Below are 15,837 nucleotides of genomic sequence, written 5' to 3' on the forward strand. Positions count from 1 at the left end.
CAAGTTTCAGGAAAAAGAATCTGCTAAGTTATTGATACCTACGCAGCAGAAATCACCGCCATGTTCGACCTCTTCGACGACATCCCGAAGCCTGACATCGTATGGCTGCCTGACTGGCTCGACCCGCCGACGGCGTCGGACACGCTGGCGGCCTTGATCGATGAAATCACCTGGCAGCAGGACTCGATGACTACACCCGCCGGCAAGATCCCGTTTCCGCGCCTGACCGCGTGGCAGGGTGACCCCGACGCGGTGTACGTGTACTCAGGCATTCGCAACGTTCCCAAGCCATGGACGCCGACGGTTTTACTGTTGAAAACAAAAGCCGAAGACGCCGCTCAAACTTCGTTCAACAGCGTGTTGATCAACCGCTACCGCACGGGCATGGACAGCATGGGCTGGCATGCCGACAAGGAGCGTGAACTCGGGCCACAACCGGTCATTGCCTCAGTGAGTCTGGGCACGACGCGGACCTTCGACTTCCGGCATACGAAGACCCGCCAAACGCATACGCTTCAACTCACCCACGGCAGTTTGCTCATCATGCAGGGTCGCACTCAGCTCGAGTGGGCGCACAGAGTGCCGAAGGAACCGGAAGCCCGCGGCGAACGGATCAACCTGACCTTCCGATACGTGGACTCATCAGCGCCGCTTAAACGCCCGTAGTTGATCAACTCAGCGCCTGGCGACGAAATCAATCTCGACCAGCGCGTCACGCGCCAACCCCGTCACGCCAATACACGTCCTCGCCGGCAACGGCTTGGGCAAAAAGTAGCTCTTATAAACCTCGTTCATCGCGGTGTAATCGCGTTTGAATTCGGTCAGGAAAATCCGCGCGCTGACCACGTTATCCAGCGATAGTCCAATCCCCTCCAGCACGAGAATCAGGTTGTCCATTACGCGGCGCGTCTGTGCTTGCACGCCCTCGGGCAAGGGCTTGGTGTCATCGGAGGGATCGGTCGGCATTTGTCCGGTAAGGAACACCCAGCCATCCGCTTCGGCCGCGTGAGAGAAAGGACCGACCGGCGTGGGCGCGGTATCGATCATGGAAAAGATGGGCAGCGTCATTGTGTCTCCTTGGAAAGATCAGGCCGATACCCTACCGGATCAAAAATCCAGCCGCCTGCGCGGACGATCAGGCTACGCGACGGCTTTGCTGCATTATCGAAACAACCGTCCGCAAACACCCTTCATTTTCATTACATCGCAGCGGCATGCGCCTTGCTCCAGTCGAGCACCACAGGACGATCCCCATGCCCAAGAAAAAGAAATTCAAGCTTCCCGGTCCCAATGATCGTCAGGCGCTCCTATTCGAGCGCCGCAACATGAAAATGGCCGAATCCGCGCACGCCTACGTGCGTGGCAGCACGACCAAATTCTATGAATGGCTCGATGGTATTGAAGGCCACACGCTGCCCGAAGGGCCGGCCATCTGGATCTGCGGAGACTGCCACACAGGCAATCTCGGTCCCATTGCGAATGCCGACGGCCGCGTGGAGATCCAGATCCGTGACCTCGACCAGACGGTGATTGGCAATCCGGCGCACGACATCATCCGGCTGGGGTTATCGCTGGCAACGGCCGCACGCGGCTCCGACCTGCCGGGAGTCACGACGGCACGCATGATGGAAGCAGTCGCGCAGGGTTACGAGCATGCCTTTGACCGTTCCAGTCGTCGCTCCGTCAAGGACACGAAACCCGAAGAGGTGCGGGTGATGATGAAGGAAGCGGTGCGCCGCACGTGGCAGCAACTGGCGATCGAACGCATTGAGGATATTGAACCGAGCATTCCTCTCGGCAAGCGTTTCTGGCCGCTCGACAACGCCGAGCGCGCCGAGATAGAGGCGTTGTTCAAGCAGCGCGAGATTGCGAATATCGCAACCGCTTTGCGCAAGAACGCCGACGAAGAGAACGTCACTGTGATCGACGCCGCCTATTGGGTGAAGGGCTGCAGTTCGCTCGGCCGGTTGCGATATGCGGTGTTGCTGGACATCGACGGCGGCGCGATAGACGGGGATGATCTCTGCCTGATCGATATCAAGGAAGGTCTGAAGGCCGCAGCCCCGCGTTATACGACTCCCGACGTGACGAAGCGCATGCCGCGCGATAACGCCGAACGGATCGTCGAAGGCGCGCGACATCTGACGCCGTGGCTGGGTGAACGAATGCGCTCGGCGCGGATGAACGACCGGTCCGTGGTCATTCGCGAATTGTTGCCACAGGACATGAAGCTGACGGTTGAACAATTGACGCAGGACGAAGCAGTGAAGGCAGCGCGCTACCTAGCCATGGTGGTTGGTAAAGCGCACGCCCGGCAAATGGATGCGGCACAGCGGCGCGCGTGGTTATCCGAGTTGCGGCGGGCGAAGTCGAAGTCGCTGGATGCGCCTTCGTGGTTATGGAAAAGTATCGTCGAACTGGTGAGCAGCCACGAAGGCGGTTATCTCGAACATTGCCGGCGGTATGCGTTGGCGGGGGCTTTATAACGCACATGTTCGCGCGCCAATGAAAAGGGCCGTTCACCAACACCGGTTGGATGAACGGCCCTTCTTCGTACATACAGACTGCTTTGATCCTTAGCGACCGGTCAACACTCAATCACGGTCACCGTGATGGTCGCCGTGCCAGCGATGATCCCGCCCTTCGTCATGGCGCCATTCGCGGTGATGCCATTCGCGTTCGCGCCAGCCCTCGTCGCGATAACCACCATAACCGCCGTATCCATAACCCACGACAACAGGCGGAGGGGGCGCAACGTACACCGGCGCTGGCGCGTAATAACCCGGTACACCAATCCCCACGGCGACATCCACATGCGCTGACGCTGCCGCCGACACCATCAACGCGCTCAAGCCCAGTACAGCACCCAGGATCTTCTTATTCATTACGTCTCTCCGTGCACATGGTGTGCAAACGTGTTGTTTACGTAACCTAGTGTAGGGAGAGCGGGCTGATACAGGTGCTACCGGAATGCGATAAAGGTAACCAGGCGTATCTTTTCTTAAAACCCCGCCGCCAACCCATCCCTGCGGCTATCGCTCGCCGCCACATACCCGCGCTCAGGATCGTTGCGATCCAGCTTCCAGATATATTGCCCCGACCCAAAGTCCATATAGGGATCGTCGACGGATTTGATCGTGTGGCCCATTGCCTGAAGCGCCTTCACCGTTTCGAGATCGAGTGTCGATTCCACATCGACGGTGAAATCGCGATTCACCTTCCAGCGCGGTGCATCGCACGCAGCCTGCGGTTGCTGGCCGTAGTCCAGCATCCGCACGATGGATTGCAGATGGCCTTGCGGCTGCATGTCGCCGCCCATCACGCCGAAGCTCATCACCGCTTCTTGCGTGCCATTCACGTCCTGCGTGAGGAACGCCGGGATGATGGTGTGGAATGGCCGCTTGCCGCCCTCCACCACGTTCGCCGACTTCGGATCCATCGAGAAACCGCACCCGCGGTTCTGCATCGCGATACCCGAATCCGGCACGACCACGCCTGAACCAAAGCCCATGTAGTTCGACTGGATGAAACTCACCATCATGCCGCGCTCGTCCGCCACCGACATATAGATGGTCCCGCCCGCCGGCGGCATGCCAAAGTCGAAGTGCTTCGCCTTGCCCGGATCGATCAGCTTCGCGCGTTCGGTGAGATAGGCGTCGTCGAGCATCTGCTCAGGCGTGACGTCCATGGAACGCGGATCGGCGACGTACTGATAGACATCGGCGAAAGCGAGCTTCATGGCCTCGATCTGCAAATGCTGTGACTCGATCCTGTCGACGGTCAGCGACTTCACATCGAATTTATCGAGGATGCCAAGCGCAATCAGCGCAGCAATGCCCTGCCCGTTCGGCGGAATCTCATGGACCGTATATCCGCGATAATTTTTCGAGATCGGCTCGACCCAGTCGGCCTTGTAGTTACGCAGATCGGCAGCGGTCATCGCGCCGCCGCCCTGCTTTGAAAACGCCGCGATCTTCTCCGCAATCTCGCCTTCGTAGTACGCGCGCGGTCCGTGTTCAGCAAGCGCGCGCAAGGTCTTTGCATGACCGGGATAACGCATCAACTCGCTGATCTCCGGCGCGCGGCCGCGCGGCATGAAGGTATCGGCGAAACCGGGCTGGTCTTTCAGCTCGGGAATAGCCGCCGCCCATTTGTACGCCACGATGCTCGCCACCGCATGACCACGCTCGGCAATTTCAATGGCTGGCTCCATAAGATCGCCGAACGGCAGCGAGCCGAACTTCGCGTGCAGCGCTTCCCACCCCGCGATCACGCCGGGCACGGTGACCGCGTCCCAGCCGCGCTTCGGCTGGTTCGCCAGGCCGTTTTGCTCGCCGTACTTGTTCTTGAAGTAATCGACGTTCCACGCAGCAGGCGACACGCCCGATGCATTCAAACCATGCAGCTTGGCGCCGTCCCAGACGAGCGCGAACGCGTCGCCGCCAAGGCCGCACGACACGGGCTCGACCAGCGTGATGGCTGCTGCTGCCGCGATAGCCGCGTCGACGGCGTTACCGCCTTTCCATAAAATCCGTAGGCCGGCTTGCGCGGCGAGCGGATGCGACGTCGAGACAATATTGCGCGCGAACACGGGCAAGCGCGGCGTGGGATAGGGGTTCTGCCAGTTGAAGCGGGTCATGGGAAACTCGTCTCTTGTGTGATGAAGGTTGTTAAGGTCAAAGCTCGCGCGGATCGAGCGCGTCGCGCAGTCCGTCGCCGAGCAGGTTGAAGCCGAGCACGGCCAGGAAGATGGCAATGCCCGGGAAGATCGACATCCACGGCGCCTGGCTCACGAAGTCCTTCGCGGTGTTCAGCATCGAACCCCACGATGGCGCGGGCGGCAATTGCCCCAGGCCGAGGAACGACAGGCTGGCTTCCGCGATGATCGCCATGGCGACCGTGAGACTCGCCTGCACGATGATGGGCGGCAGCACGTTCGGAAAAATATAACGGACGATGATGCGAAAGTGCCCAAGGCCGATAGCGCGTGCACCTTCCACATAATCCTCGGCCTTGACGCTGATCGCCTGGCCGCGCGTGAGGCGCACAAAACGCGGCATGGCCGAGACGCCGATAGCAATCATCGCGTTGGTGAGGCTGGGCCCGAGGAACGCGGCCAGCGCAATCGCGAGGATCAGGAACGGGATGGACAGCAAGGCGTCGGTGAAGCGCGAGATCACGCCATCGACAAGCTTGCCGAAGTAGCCTGCCAATAGCCCCAGCGGCACGCCAATCACCACTGCAATACCCACCGACACCACGCCCGCCAGCAACGAAGCGCGTGCGCCCCACAGCAAACGTGTGAAGACGTCGCGGCCGAGTTCATCGGTTCCAAACCAGTGGCTAGCCGATGGCGCTTGCCGCACCGTCATGAAGCTCGCCTGAATGGGGTCGTACGGTGAGAGCCACGGGGCAAAGATGGCCACGAGAATGACCAGCAGCACGATCACAGCACCCGCCACAGCGGCACGATTGCGCATGAAGCGACCCAACGCGCGATTGCGTTTGCGCGGCAGAGCGGCTGTTTCCACAATAGTCGCCATCAGCTTTTCCTCAGCCGCGGATTGAGCAGAACGTACAAGACATCGGCAAACAGATTCACCACGATAAACCATACCGCCGTGACCAGCACGACACCTTGAACGACGGCGTAATCCCGATTGAAAACGGCATCGACAACCAGCTTGCCGAAGCCCGGAATGGTGAACACCTGCTCCGTCAGCACCGCGCCCGCAAGCAGTTCGCCGAACAGCAGCGCGAGCACCGTGACGATCGGAATCAACGCATTGCGAAAGCCGTGCTTGACCACCACCGTGCCGCGTAACAGCCCTTTGGCGCGCGCCGTCCGGATGTAGTCACTGCGCAGGACGCTTAGCATCGCACTACGGGTATGTCGCATCAACTGTGCACCGAGCGCTGCGCCAAGCACAAACGCGGGCATCAACATGGTCTTGATGCTCAGCCAGAAGTCCTCGGTCGGCGACACGTATCCCGACGACGGCAACAACTGCCATTTCACCGATACTAAAAAGATCAGGATGATCCCGAGCCAGAAGTTCGGTATGGACATGCCGGTCAGCGCGAGAACATTGGCGCCGTAATCAAGCGCTTTTCCCTTGTTCGCCGCCGATAAAACCCCCAGCGGCAAACCGATGCCAATCGCGAAGATCATCGCCATGACGGCGAGTTGCAACGTCACCGGCAACTTCTGCGCGATGAGTTTGGTCACCGGCACATCGGTCCTCAGCGACGCACCCAGATCACCATGAAGGATGTCCTTCACCCAAAGCGCGTATTGCACGGGCACGGGTTCGTCGAGGTGATACTTCAGCCGCAACGTGGCAATGACCTGCGGGTTCTGGTCTTCGCCGGCCATCGCCATGACCGGATCGCCGGGTAGCATTTTCTGCAGGCCGAAGATCATCATCGACACCAGGATCAGTGTCGGGATTGCGACAAGCGCGCGGTTGGCGATGATTCGCAGCATGGACGCATTACCCCTTGATGCTCACGCCACGCAGACGGATCAACCCGTCAGGATAGGGCGTGAATCCCTGTACTTTCTTCGACAACGCATACGGCCACGGCTGCGCGTACAAATAGATGACCGGATCTTCCTCGGCGAGGATCTTTTGCGCGGTGTCATAGACCGTCTTACGCTCGGCCACGGTCGCTTTCACACGGGCGTCGTCGAGCAGCTTGTCGACATCCGCATTGCAATAGCGCCCGTAGTTCAGATTACCCTTGCAGGTCACGAACTGATGCAGGTTGCCGTCCGGGTCCGTGCGGCCCGACCAGCCGAGATACAGCAATTCGAAGTCACCTTTCGTCGATGCATTCAGCGCAGCAGCGTAGTCAGTCGGACGCAGCTTCAGGTTGATGCCGGCTTCGGAAAGCATGGCTTGCAGCATCTGCGCCATCTGGTTCGATACCGTGTTGTTACCAAAGGTCAGCTCCACATTGAGCTGCTCGAAACCCGCCGCCTTGAGCAAGGCCTTCGCCTTCGGAATATCGCGTTTGGTCGTCTTGATCGATGCATCGAAGTACGGGCTGTTAGACGGGATCGCCTGCCCGATGGGCGAGAAAATCCCGCCGCCAATCACCTGGTTGATCGCGTCACGATCAATGGCAAATTCGAACGCCTGACGCACGCGTTTGTCCTTGAACGCCTTCGGCGCACGCGGTCCGTTCGAGACGTTGAACGTCAGGTCGTAGAAGCCCAGTCCGCTCATCGAAATGAAGTTGAGGTTCTTGTCGCTTTTCACCGACGCCACGTCGGACGGCGCGAGACGTTCCAGCATGTCGAGCGAACCAGAGCGCAGGTTCGCGAGGCGCACGGTGCTGTCGGGAATCGGCTGGAAGATGACTTTCTGGATCGGGTATTTGTCGGTGTCCCAGTAGCCCGCGAATTTCTCCAGCACCACGCGGTCGTTCTGCACGCGCTCAACGAACTTGTATGGTCCCGAGCACACCGGATGCGTGGAAACGCCCGCGTCATCGGTGAGGGTTTTCGGCGCGAGCATCATGCCGGCGCGGTCGGTGAGCGTGGCGAGCAACGCGGCATCCGGCGCTTTCAACACGATCGCGACGGTGAACTCGTCAACCACGTCCACGTGATCGATGGAAGCCAGTTCGCTCTTGCGATTGCTCGCGGGCATGGAACGCGCGCGGTCCAGGTTCGCCTTGACGGCGGCGGCGTTGAACGGCTCGTCGTCGTGGAATTTCACACCGTGGCGCAGCTTGAACGTGAGCGTCTTGTTGTCGGCGCTCATGCTCCAGGAGGTCGCGAGCATGGGCACGATCTTCAGGTCCGGGCTAATATCCACCAGCGAATTGCATAGCGAACTGAACACGATCCGGTCGACCACCTGACTGCTGCGCGCCGGATCGAGTGTGCCAATATCGTCTTGCAAACCAATCCGGATGGTCGAGTTCGACTGAGCCATCACGGTGCTGCTACCGACACTTGCGGCGAGCGCCGCGGCCAACATAATCTTTCGCATCTGGACTTCCCCGTTTACTGTGTGTTCGATTGTTCTTTGAGCGCGCCGTCGACCAGCGCCTGACGCTGCCGGTACACCTCCAGCCGCTCGGTAAGCTTCGGGCTGACGATGGAAACAAGAGGCGCACCGCCGCCCGCGTTCTGGATCTCGCGCCAGAAATGACACGCAACCCGGTGGCCGTTTTCCAGCGTTTCGCTGACTGGTTGTTCGTCGGCGCAACGTGAACGTGCATGCGGGCATCGCGGATGAAAACGGCAGCCGGAAGGCGGCGCGGTTGGACTTGGCAGATCGCCGGTCAACGCGGGTTTGCTTCTCCGTTGACGCGGACTGCTTGCAGGAATCGCCTGCAACAGAGCTTGCGTATAAGGATGCAGCGGCTGGTCGAACAACACGTTCACGTCTGCCATTTCCACGATTTCGCCGAGATACATCACCGCCACGCGATCGCTCATATGGCGGATCACCGCGAGGTCATGCGCGATCATGATAAGCGTCAGCCCAAGCTCCTGCTTCAGCGACTCGAGCAGGTTGATCACTTGGGCTTGTACGGAGACATCGAGCGCGGACACGGGTTCATCGCCGACTATCAGCTTGGGCTCGCCCGCGAGCGCCCGCGCAATCCCAATGCGCTGCCGCTGCCCGCCCGAAAACTCATGCGGATAACGCTCCGCGTAACCCGGCTGCAGCCCGACCGTACGCAGCAGGTCGGCCACGCGTTGCTGAAGTGCTGCTCCTTTCGCGAGGCCATGCAGCGAGATCGGTTCACCAATGATCTGGCCAACGGTCATGCCCGGATTCAGCGACGCGAACGGGTCCTGGAAGATGATCTGCATCTCGCGGCGCAAGCGGCGCATGGGCTCGGTGCCCAAGTGCGTGATGTCCTTGCCTTCGTAGATCACGCGGCCTTCGGTGCTATCGATAAGACGCAGCAACAGGCGTCCCAGCGTCGACTTGCCGCAACCCGACTCCCCGACTATGGCAAACGTCTCGCCCTTCCGCACGGAGAACGAGACGCCGTTCACCGCGTAGACCGTCGGCGTACGCGTGAACATGTTGCGTGTACCGCCAAAGTGCTTGGTCAGCTCCTTGGCTTCAATGATGGGAACGTTGGGGTTCATGCCGCCGCCCCGCCAAGAGCCGGCGCATCGAGAGTCACTTCAACCGGCGCGACCCAGCACGCCACCCGATGCGTTCCGTCCAGCCGCTTGTCTGGTGGTACCGCGTCGATGCACCGCTGCTCCACGAACGGACAGCGCGGCGCAAACCTGCAGCCTTTGGGCATCTGTTCGGGCGACGGCACAGAACCGCGAATGGTCGCGAGCGCGCCTTCACGTTTTCCCACCGATGGAATCGCGCCCATCAAACCAATGGTGTACGGATGCTGCGGGTCATCGAAGATTTCATCCACCGAGCCATATTCCACGATCCGTCCCGCATACATCACCGCGACGTAATCGGCCACTTCGGCCACGACGCCCAGGTCGTGCGTGATCAACACCATCGCCGTGCCGGTTTCGGCTTGCAGGCTGCGCACCAGCAACAAGACCTGCGCCTGGATGGTGACATCGAGTGCTGTCGTGGGTTCGTCGGCGATCACCAACTGCGGGCGATTGGCCAGCGCCATCGCGATCATCACGCGCTGGCGCATGCCGCCGGACAGCTCATGCGGATACGCGTCAAGCCGGGTTTCGGGTGCCGGAATGCGCACGAGGCGCAGCATGTCCAGCGCCTCCTTGCGCGCCGCCACGCCGCTCAAGCCACGATGCCGCTGCACGCATTCCGCAATCTGATGCCCGACGGTGAACGCGGGATTGAGCGAGGTCATCGGCTCCTGGAAGATCATCGACATCCGGTTGCCGCGGATATCGGCGAGTTCGCGTTCGCTCAGCGTGAAGAGATCGCGGCCGTCGAAGATCGCCTTCCCCGCGACAATATTCGCCGGCGGGCTCGGCAGCAAACCCATCAACGCCAGCGACGTCACGCTTTTCCCGCACCCCGACTCCCCGACGATGCACAGCGTTTCGCCCGCGTTCACGGAAAACGAGACGTCCTCGACTAGATTCGGAACCTGCGCGGCGCGCGAGAATTTCAACGAGAAACCGCTGACTTCGAGTACAGGATGCCTGGCAGGCGGATTGACCTGATCGAGGCGATCAGGCTGGCGATCGGGCTGGTTCAGGGGCAGCTTGCTTAACGTCGACAAATTCAATACTCCGCTGCGGGGGAATACAAGCGGCTAACCCGGGCCTTTTAGTCCATGTCGACACCGGTGTCAGCAACCCGGCAGCCGCCCGTCGCCAAAACTTTCAATGAAGTAATTATGTCGGCCTAAATCCATCAGGAAATATTAAACTTTCTTTTTGATACTTAACTTTTTCTTGAATAAGCCATGCCGACTATTCGAATGCTGAAGACGTTCCGGGCGGTTGCGCGCACGGGCTCGTTCGCGGCCGCGGCTGATAAGGTCGCGCTCACCCAGGCTGCGGTCAGCTTGCAGATGCGTGGGCTGGAACAAGCGCTGGGGCGGCAGCTTTTTGACCGCAGCGCAAGGCAGATCACGCTGAACCGGCAGGGGCACGAGATTCGGCCGAAGGTCGAGCAGATACTGGATCTGCTCGATGAGCTGGAGGCCACGCCGGCCGGGTCTATGCAAGGGCCTGTGGCGATCGGCGCGGTGGTGTCGGTGATTGGGGCGCTTTCGCTGGGTGTTGCGCAGTTGAAAACGGCACACCCTGGGTTGGATGTGAGGTTGCTGTCGGCCCGTTCGGACGAACTGACGGTCATGGTCGAACAAGGGGAAGTCGACATTGCAGCGGTAGTGGCACGTCCCGACAAGGCCTTGCCTGAGGCGCTCAAGTGGACGCCGCTGTACACGGAACCGCTGATGCTGATCGTGAGCCGCGAGATCACCGATACGGACCCGCGGCGAATCTTGGCATCGCATGGCTTCCTGCGTTTCGACCGGCGCGTCCGAACGGGCGTGGTCGTCGATCAGGCACTAACCACGCTCGGGCTGGAGGTGACCGAGTATCTGGAGCTCAATTCCATCGAGACGATCGTGGCGCTGGTGCGGAAGAACGTAGGGGTGACGGTGTTGCCACAGCTACATAGGGCGGGATGGCAGACAGACCCGTCGCTGCGGCTGATTTCGATTGCGCAGCCGGCGATTCTCCGGACGGTAGGGATGGTCGAACGAGCTTCGTACGGGCGCAGCGCCATCACGGCGGCGATTATCGAGACGCTTCACGACTAGCTTGCGCCCCCGGATGGCACCCGCGCCTCCATCTCATTATTGGCAAATTCCGAAAAGTCAATTGCATGCTATCGACATAATAAATCGATAGTAGGGGTATACACTGCATTTCATCGACGCAGCGAGCAGAAAAAACCAGCCACTGCGCCCCTTAAAACTCATGCAAATCGGAGCACATCATGAACAAGAATCTTATCGCCGCATTGTTGGTCGCCGCTTCCGCAGCTTTGGCTGCCCCCGCTTTCGCCAGCAGCGGCTACGGCCCGGCGCCGTCGTATAACCCGACCGTCGGCGCACCGGCTTCGCAACGCGGCCAAAGCGTTCAAACCGTTGCAGCGGAACAAGCGCAAGCCAACGCAAATGCAACGTCCTACGGCGGCGTGCAAGACACGCAATCGCAATCGGGCAGCCGCATTAGCGTGAGCAACGAAAAGTCGCTCTACTCGCACAACTAATTCCAAGGCCGTACACCGGAGCGATGTTTGCTCCGTCGTAAGGCGGAAGTGTGCAAAAACCAAAGCCCGGGAGAACTTGAGTTCTCCCGGGCTTTGGTTTTTGCACACCCTCATAAGCGTGGCTGATAGCACTATCGATTTATTATCGATTTGGCCTATCTGGAATCTGCCTGTATTTTTCCAGTACAGCGCGCTCCGGCCAAATCCCTTGATGCCTTTGCGCGCATCAATCGTAAAACAGCCCCCACACGCCATGAGTTCTTCCGTCATCACCGTCTGCGTCGATGCTGTGCGCGACGAAGCCCCCGGTATTCGCTCCTTCGTCATCTCGCGCGTCGACGGCGCGCCGCTCGACGCGTACGAGCCCGGCGCTCACATCGACGTAACCAGTCCGTCCGGCGTCACGCGGCAATACTCGCTGTGTGGTGACCCGGATCGCAGAGAGCAGCATCTTTTCGCGGTCAAGCGCGAAAACGCTTCGCGAGGAGGATCGAGCTCGTTGCACGACCACGTGGAGCCGGGCGCGCATTTGCTCATCGGGCCGCCGCGCAGCCTGTTTCGCCTCGACCCGACAGCCAGCGAACATGTCCTGATCGCAGCCGGGATTGGTATTACGCCGCTGCTCAGCATGGCCTACCGCCTGGTTCGCCAGAATGCCTCGTTCAAACTGCACTATTTCGTTCGCGACCAAGCCAGCGCCGCCTTCCTCCCGTTGCTTTCGCAGCCGCCATTCGCCGACCATGTGGCGCTTCATTGCGGCATCGAACCGGATAGAGTCGATGCCGAAGTCGAAGGATGTCTCGTGGGCGTTGCTCCCGGGGCCCACGTCTACACATGCGGCCCGGGTGCGTTCATGGATCGTGTGGTCAGCGTGGCGGAACAGCACGTTTCCGCTGAATCAATCCATCTCGAACGGTTCGCCGCCGATCCCGCCACGACCGCCGCCACAGCGCCCATGCTCGATTCCTTCGACGTGGAGGTCGCCAGCACGGGGGCGAGAGTGCGAGTGAGCGAAGGCATGTCGATAGTGGAAGCGCTCGCATCCATTGACATCATCGTCGATACATCCTGTGGCGAAGGCGTCTGCGGCACCTGCATGGTCGATGTCGTCAGCGGTGAGCCTGAGCACCGTGATCACTGCCTGAGCAAGTCGGAACGCGCGAGCGGCGCGGTCATTTGCTGCTGCGTCTCGCGCTCGAGATCTCCCGTGCTGGTCCTTGACATCTAATCGACATCTAATCGACCTCTAAAACCGACCTCTACGCGTCCGCCTGCGGAAACTGATCGAAGGTCTGCACCCTCTCGGTCAGCAACTCACGCAGCCAGACGTTGCCTTCGTCGTTATCGAAGTTCTCGTGCCAATGCATCGTGACGGTCGCGCCGGGTAACTGCACCGGCAGTTCGTAGACCTTGAAGCGGCCATCGCGATTAAAGATCTGGGCCAGCCGGCGCGGCAGCGTCGCGTAGTAGTCCGTGACGCCGAGCACGCTGGGCAACGCAACGAAGTGCGGCAATTCCAGCAGCGTATTGCGCCCAACGCCCTGCGAGCGGAACGCGTCTTCCAGTGCATGGTGACTGTGTTCAACCGACAAGACCTGCACGTGCGGCGCTTCCGTGAACGCGGCCAGATCGATCTGCGCGCCGCGCGGCAAGCCGGGGCGCTTGCGCGTCATGCAGACATAAGTCTCATCGAATAAAAGCCGATGGCGCGTTCGCGCCGTGAGCTCCGGCAAATTACCGATCGCGAAATCGAGCCGGCTTACCCTCAGCGCTTCTTCAATCTCCTCCACGGGCGTCGGCTCTATCCGCAGCTTCACGCGCGGCGCAAGCCGCTGCAACGCCGCGCAGATCGGCGGCAAATATGCCAATTCCCCCGCATCCGATAACGACAGCCTGAAGGTCCGCGTACTGATGGCCGGGTCGAACCGTTCCGCATAACGCAGCGCTTCGCGCACCGTATCCAGCGCCCGCGCCACGATTGCCGCCAGTTCGAGCGCGATGGGCGTCGGCTGCATGCCAACGCGCGTGCGAATAAAAAGCGGATCGTCAAAAAGCGTGCGCAGGCGGCCGAGCGAATAGCTGACCGCCGGCTGCGACAACGCCAGCCGCTGCCCCGCTCGCGTCAGGCTGCGCTCTTCAATGATCGCGTTGAAGACACGCAGCAGGTTCAGGTCAACGTGATCGATGGAGGTCATGATATTTGCCGCATTGATGGACCTACCGATTTTAGATGAATTTGACCTATGAGCACCGGCAGCCGACACTTCAATCTATAACTAGCGTCACGGCCCCCCACTTTACTCAGGTGATCGATGAGCGATTTCCAACCAACGGCCTGTCAGACCATCGACACGAGCGCGCTTTACAAGCGCGCGGAAGCCGACCGCGTTTCTCCCTCGCTTTATAACGATCCGGCGATTTTCGAAGCGGAACTCGAACGCATCTTCTACAAGACGTGGATCTGGGTTGCGCATGAAAGCGAACTGCCGAAGCCGGGCGACTTCCGCACCACGACAATCGGACGCCAGCCGGTGATCGTGGTCCGCGACAAGACCGGTGAGATCAATGTGCTCGAGAACCGTTGCCGCCATCGCGGCGCGACCGTCTGCGAGCAGCACAAAGGCAACGCGCGCGGCTTTACGTGTCCGTATCACAGCTGGACCTACGGACTTGACGGCGCACTGCGCGCGCTGCCGTATGGCGATGGCTACGAGGGGATTGTCGACAAGACGGAACTGCCGCTGAAGAGCCTGCGCGTCGGCATTTATCACGGACTGGTTTTCGCGAGCTTCGATCAGTCGATCGAACCGCTGGAGGATTTTCTCGGCGGAGCGAAACCGTGGATCGACCTGTTCATGAAACAGGGCGCGGGATTTCCGGTCAAGGCGAACGGTGAACACAAGTTCAAGTTCAAGGGCAACTGGAAGATCCAGCTCGAAAACACCACTGACCTGTATCACTTCCCCGTCGTCCACAAGTCGTGGATGAAGACGATCGACGACGAAACCGCTGCCGCCATCACCAGCTTCATGACGAGCGACAAGGCGTTTTGCCGCTCGCTTGGCAACGGCCATAGTCTTGCCGTCCTGGTCCCGGAGATAGTCGACTTGGACGAAGACAACGGCGCGCCAATTCCGACGCGCTACGAGGCCCTGGCAGAGTCCTTGGCGGCGGACTATCCGCCCGATCAGGTGAGGCGAATCGTTCGCTCGCTGATGGGCGTGGGCTTCAACCTGAACCTGTTCCCCAACCTCGCGTTGTCGATGGCATTTTTCCGCGTGCTGCGGCCCATTTCCGTCGAGGAGACCGAGATCCGTCATGTCGCGCTCGGCATGGACGGTGGTCCCGAGGAAGCCAACCGCGCACGCTTGCGCGTGCATGAACATTTCCAGGGGCCGTTCGGTTTTGGCAGCCCCGACGACGCCGAAGCGTGGGAGCGCGTGCAACGCGGCTCGCATGCAGGGCCCGACGTACCGATCCTCGTCAACCGCGGATTGAACCGCGAAACCACGGCGGCGAACGGCGAGAAAACAGCGCACGCCACCGACGAAACCGGCATGCGCGCCGCCTACGCGAAATGGCGCGAAATGATGGAGCAGCAATAACATGGACGCTACCAACGCCCTCCTCATGCAGCCCGTGTTTGCGAAAGCCGTGCAGTTCATCTGGCGGGAAGCCGAAATCCTGGACCGGAAGGACTATCGAGCGTGGCTTGAACTGTGGTCGCCTAAGGGATTCTATGTGGTGCCTATCGACCCGCTTGCGACCGACTTCGCGGCCACGCTGAACTACGCCTATGACGATCACGCCATGCGTGCGCTGCGCGTGCAGCGGCTGAGCTCGGGCTACTCGCCGTCGGTCACGGACGCCGCGCGCACGGTACGCACCGTATCGCGCTTCACGATGTCGAGTGAGTCGGCGGACATAGTCGACGTACGCAGCGCGCAGGTCATCGTTGCGTACAAGCGCGGTGCCAGCACGCTGTTCGCGGCGGACGTGGAGCATCGCATCGATCTGTCCGATGGTGAGCCGCGCATTGTGCAGAAGGTCGTGAGGCTGATCGATTCCACCGACGCGCTCAACGCGATCGGGTTCCTGCTCTAGCTCGCTCCCAGGAGAGATCCAC

Annotated in this window: 16 protein-coding genes; 7 read left to right on the forward strand and 9 right to left on the reverse strand. The window is 60.5% G+C overall.

What is annotated here, in order from left to right:
- Positions 1–60: 60 nt before the first annotated feature.
- Positions 61–666, forward strand: coding sequence for an alpha-ketoglutarate-dependent dioxygenase AlkB family protein (locus AWB69_RS21255; RefSeq protein WP_062088346.1), 606 nt, complete (start codon positions 61–63; stop codon positions 664–666).
- 9 nt (positions 667–675) lie between these two features.
- Here AWB69_RS21255 and AWB69_RS21260 read toward each other — a convergent pair whose 3' ends face one another.
- Complete coding sequence (locus AWB69_RS21260; RefSeq protein ID WP_062088348.1) at positions 676–1,068, reverse strand: RidA family protein; 393 nt, start codon at positions 1,066–1,068, stop codon at positions 676–678.
- Positions 1,069–1,253: 185 nt separating this feature from the next.
- On the opposite strand from AWB69_RS21260, the gene AWB69_RS21265 reads away from it, so the two are divergent.
- A complete protein-coding gene (locus tag AWB69_RS21265) occupies positions 1,254–2,486 on the forward strand; it encodes a DUF2252 domain-containing protein (RefSeq protein ID WP_062088351.1) in 1,233 nt (410 codons plus the stop codon).
- Positions 2,487–2,594: 108 nt separating this feature from the next.
- On the opposite strand, the gene AWB69_RS21270 is transcribed toward AWB69_RS21265, so the two are convergent.
- From AWB69_RS21270 to AWB69_RS21300, 7 genes are all read right to left on the reverse strand, one after another.
- On the reverse strand, positions 2,595–2,885 hold the full coding sequence (locus tag AWB69_RS21270; protein ID WP_062088353.1) for a hypothetical protein: 291 nt from the start codon (positions 2,883–2,885) through the stop codon (positions 2,595–2,597).
- Positions 2,886–3,001: 116 nt separating this feature from the next.
- Complete coding sequence (gene ggt / locus AWB69_RS21275) at positions 3,002–4,639, reverse strand: gamma-glutamyltransferase (RefSeq protein WP_062088355.1); 1,638 nt, start codon at positions 4,637–4,639, stop codon at positions 3,002–3,004.
- A gap of 37 nt (positions 4,640–4,676) precedes the next feature.
- A complete protein-coding gene (locus tag AWB69_RS21280) occupies positions 4,677–5,543 on the reverse strand; it encodes an ABC transporter permease (RefSeq protein ID WP_062088357.1) in 867 nt (288 codons plus the stop codon).
- On the reverse strand, positions 5,543–6,487 hold the full coding sequence (locus AWB69_RS21285; protein ID WP_062088359.1) for an ABC transporter permease: 945 nt from the start codon (positions 6,485–6,487) through the stop codon (positions 5,543–5,545). Before AWB69_RS21285 ends, AWB69_RS21280 begins: the two co-directional genes overlap by 1 nt.
- Before the next feature lie 7 nt (positions 6,488–6,494).
- A complete protein-coding gene (locus tag AWB69_RS21290) occupies positions 6,495–8,003 on the reverse strand; it encodes an ABC transporter substrate-binding protein (protein ID WP_062088360.1) in 1,509 nt (502 codons plus the stop codon).
- A 14-nt stretch (positions 8,004–8,017) separates the two neighbouring features.
- A complete protein-coding gene (locus AWB69_RS21295; protein WP_062088362.1) occupies positions 8,018–9,121 on the reverse strand; it encodes an ABC transporter ATP-binding protein in 1,104 nt (367 codons plus the stop codon).
- Positions 9,118–10,182, reverse strand: coding sequence for an ABC transporter ATP-binding protein (locus AWB69_RS21300; RefSeq protein WP_062088454.1), 1,065 nt, complete (start codon positions 10,180–10,182; stop codon positions 9,118–9,120). The genes AWB69_RS21295 and AWB69_RS21300 overlap by 4 nt, the downstream gene beginning before the upstream one ends.
- 210 nt (positions 10,183–10,392) lie before the next feature.
- Between AWB69_RS21300 and AWB69_RS21305 the strand changes: the two genes are divergently transcribed.
- From AWB69_RS21305 to AWB69_RS21315, 3 genes are all read left to right on the forward strand, one after another.
- Complete coding sequence (locus AWB69_RS21305; protein WP_062088365.1) at positions 10,393–11,256, forward strand: LysR substrate-binding domain-containing protein; 864 nt, start codon at positions 10,393–10,395, stop codon at positions 11,254–11,256.
- A 179-nt stretch (positions 11,257–11,435) separates the two neighbouring features.
- Positions 11,436–11,711, forward strand: a complete 276-nt coding sequence (locus tag AWB69_RS21310) for a hypothetical protein (RefSeq protein ID WP_062088367.1) — start codon at positions 11,436–11,438, stop codon at positions 11,709–11,711.
- Positions 11,712–11,964: 253 nt separating this feature from the next.
- Complete coding sequence (locus tag AWB69_RS21315) at positions 11,965–12,939, forward strand: PDR/VanB family oxidoreductase (RefSeq protein WP_062088370.1); 975 nt, start codon at positions 11,965–11,967, stop codon at positions 12,937–12,939.
- Between the two features lie 31 nt (positions 12,940–12,970).
- Here AWB69_RS21315 and AWB69_RS21320 read toward each other — a convergent pair whose 3' ends face one another.
- Positions 12,971–13,906, reverse strand: a complete 936-nt coding sequence (locus tag AWB69_RS21320) for a LysR family transcriptional regulator (RefSeq protein ID WP_062088372.1) — start codon at positions 13,904–13,906, stop codon at positions 12,971–12,973.
- A 117-nt stretch (positions 13,907–14,023) separates the two neighbouring features.
- Here AWB69_RS21320 and AWB69_RS21325 point away from each other — a divergent pair, with 117 nt between their 5' ends.
- A complete protein-coding gene (locus AWB69_RS21325; protein WP_062088374.1) occupies positions 14,024–15,316 on the forward strand; it encodes an aromatic ring-hydroxylating oxygenase subunit alpha in 1,293 nt (430 codons plus the stop codon).
- A 1-nt stretch (position 15,317) separates the two neighbouring features.
- Complete coding sequence (locus tag AWB69_RS21330) at positions 15,318–15,815, forward strand: aromatic-ring-hydroxylating dioxygenase subunit beta (RefSeq protein ID WP_062088376.1); 498 nt, start codon at positions 15,318–15,320, stop codon at positions 15,813–15,815.
- Positions 15,816–15,837 lie beyond the last annotated feature (22 nt).

This window comes from Caballeronia udeis (assembly GCF_001544555.2).
In the GTDB taxonomy this organism is placed as follows: domain Bacteria; phylum Pseudomonadota; class Gammaproteobacteria; order Burkholderiales; family Burkholderiaceae; genus Caballeronia; species Caballeronia udeis.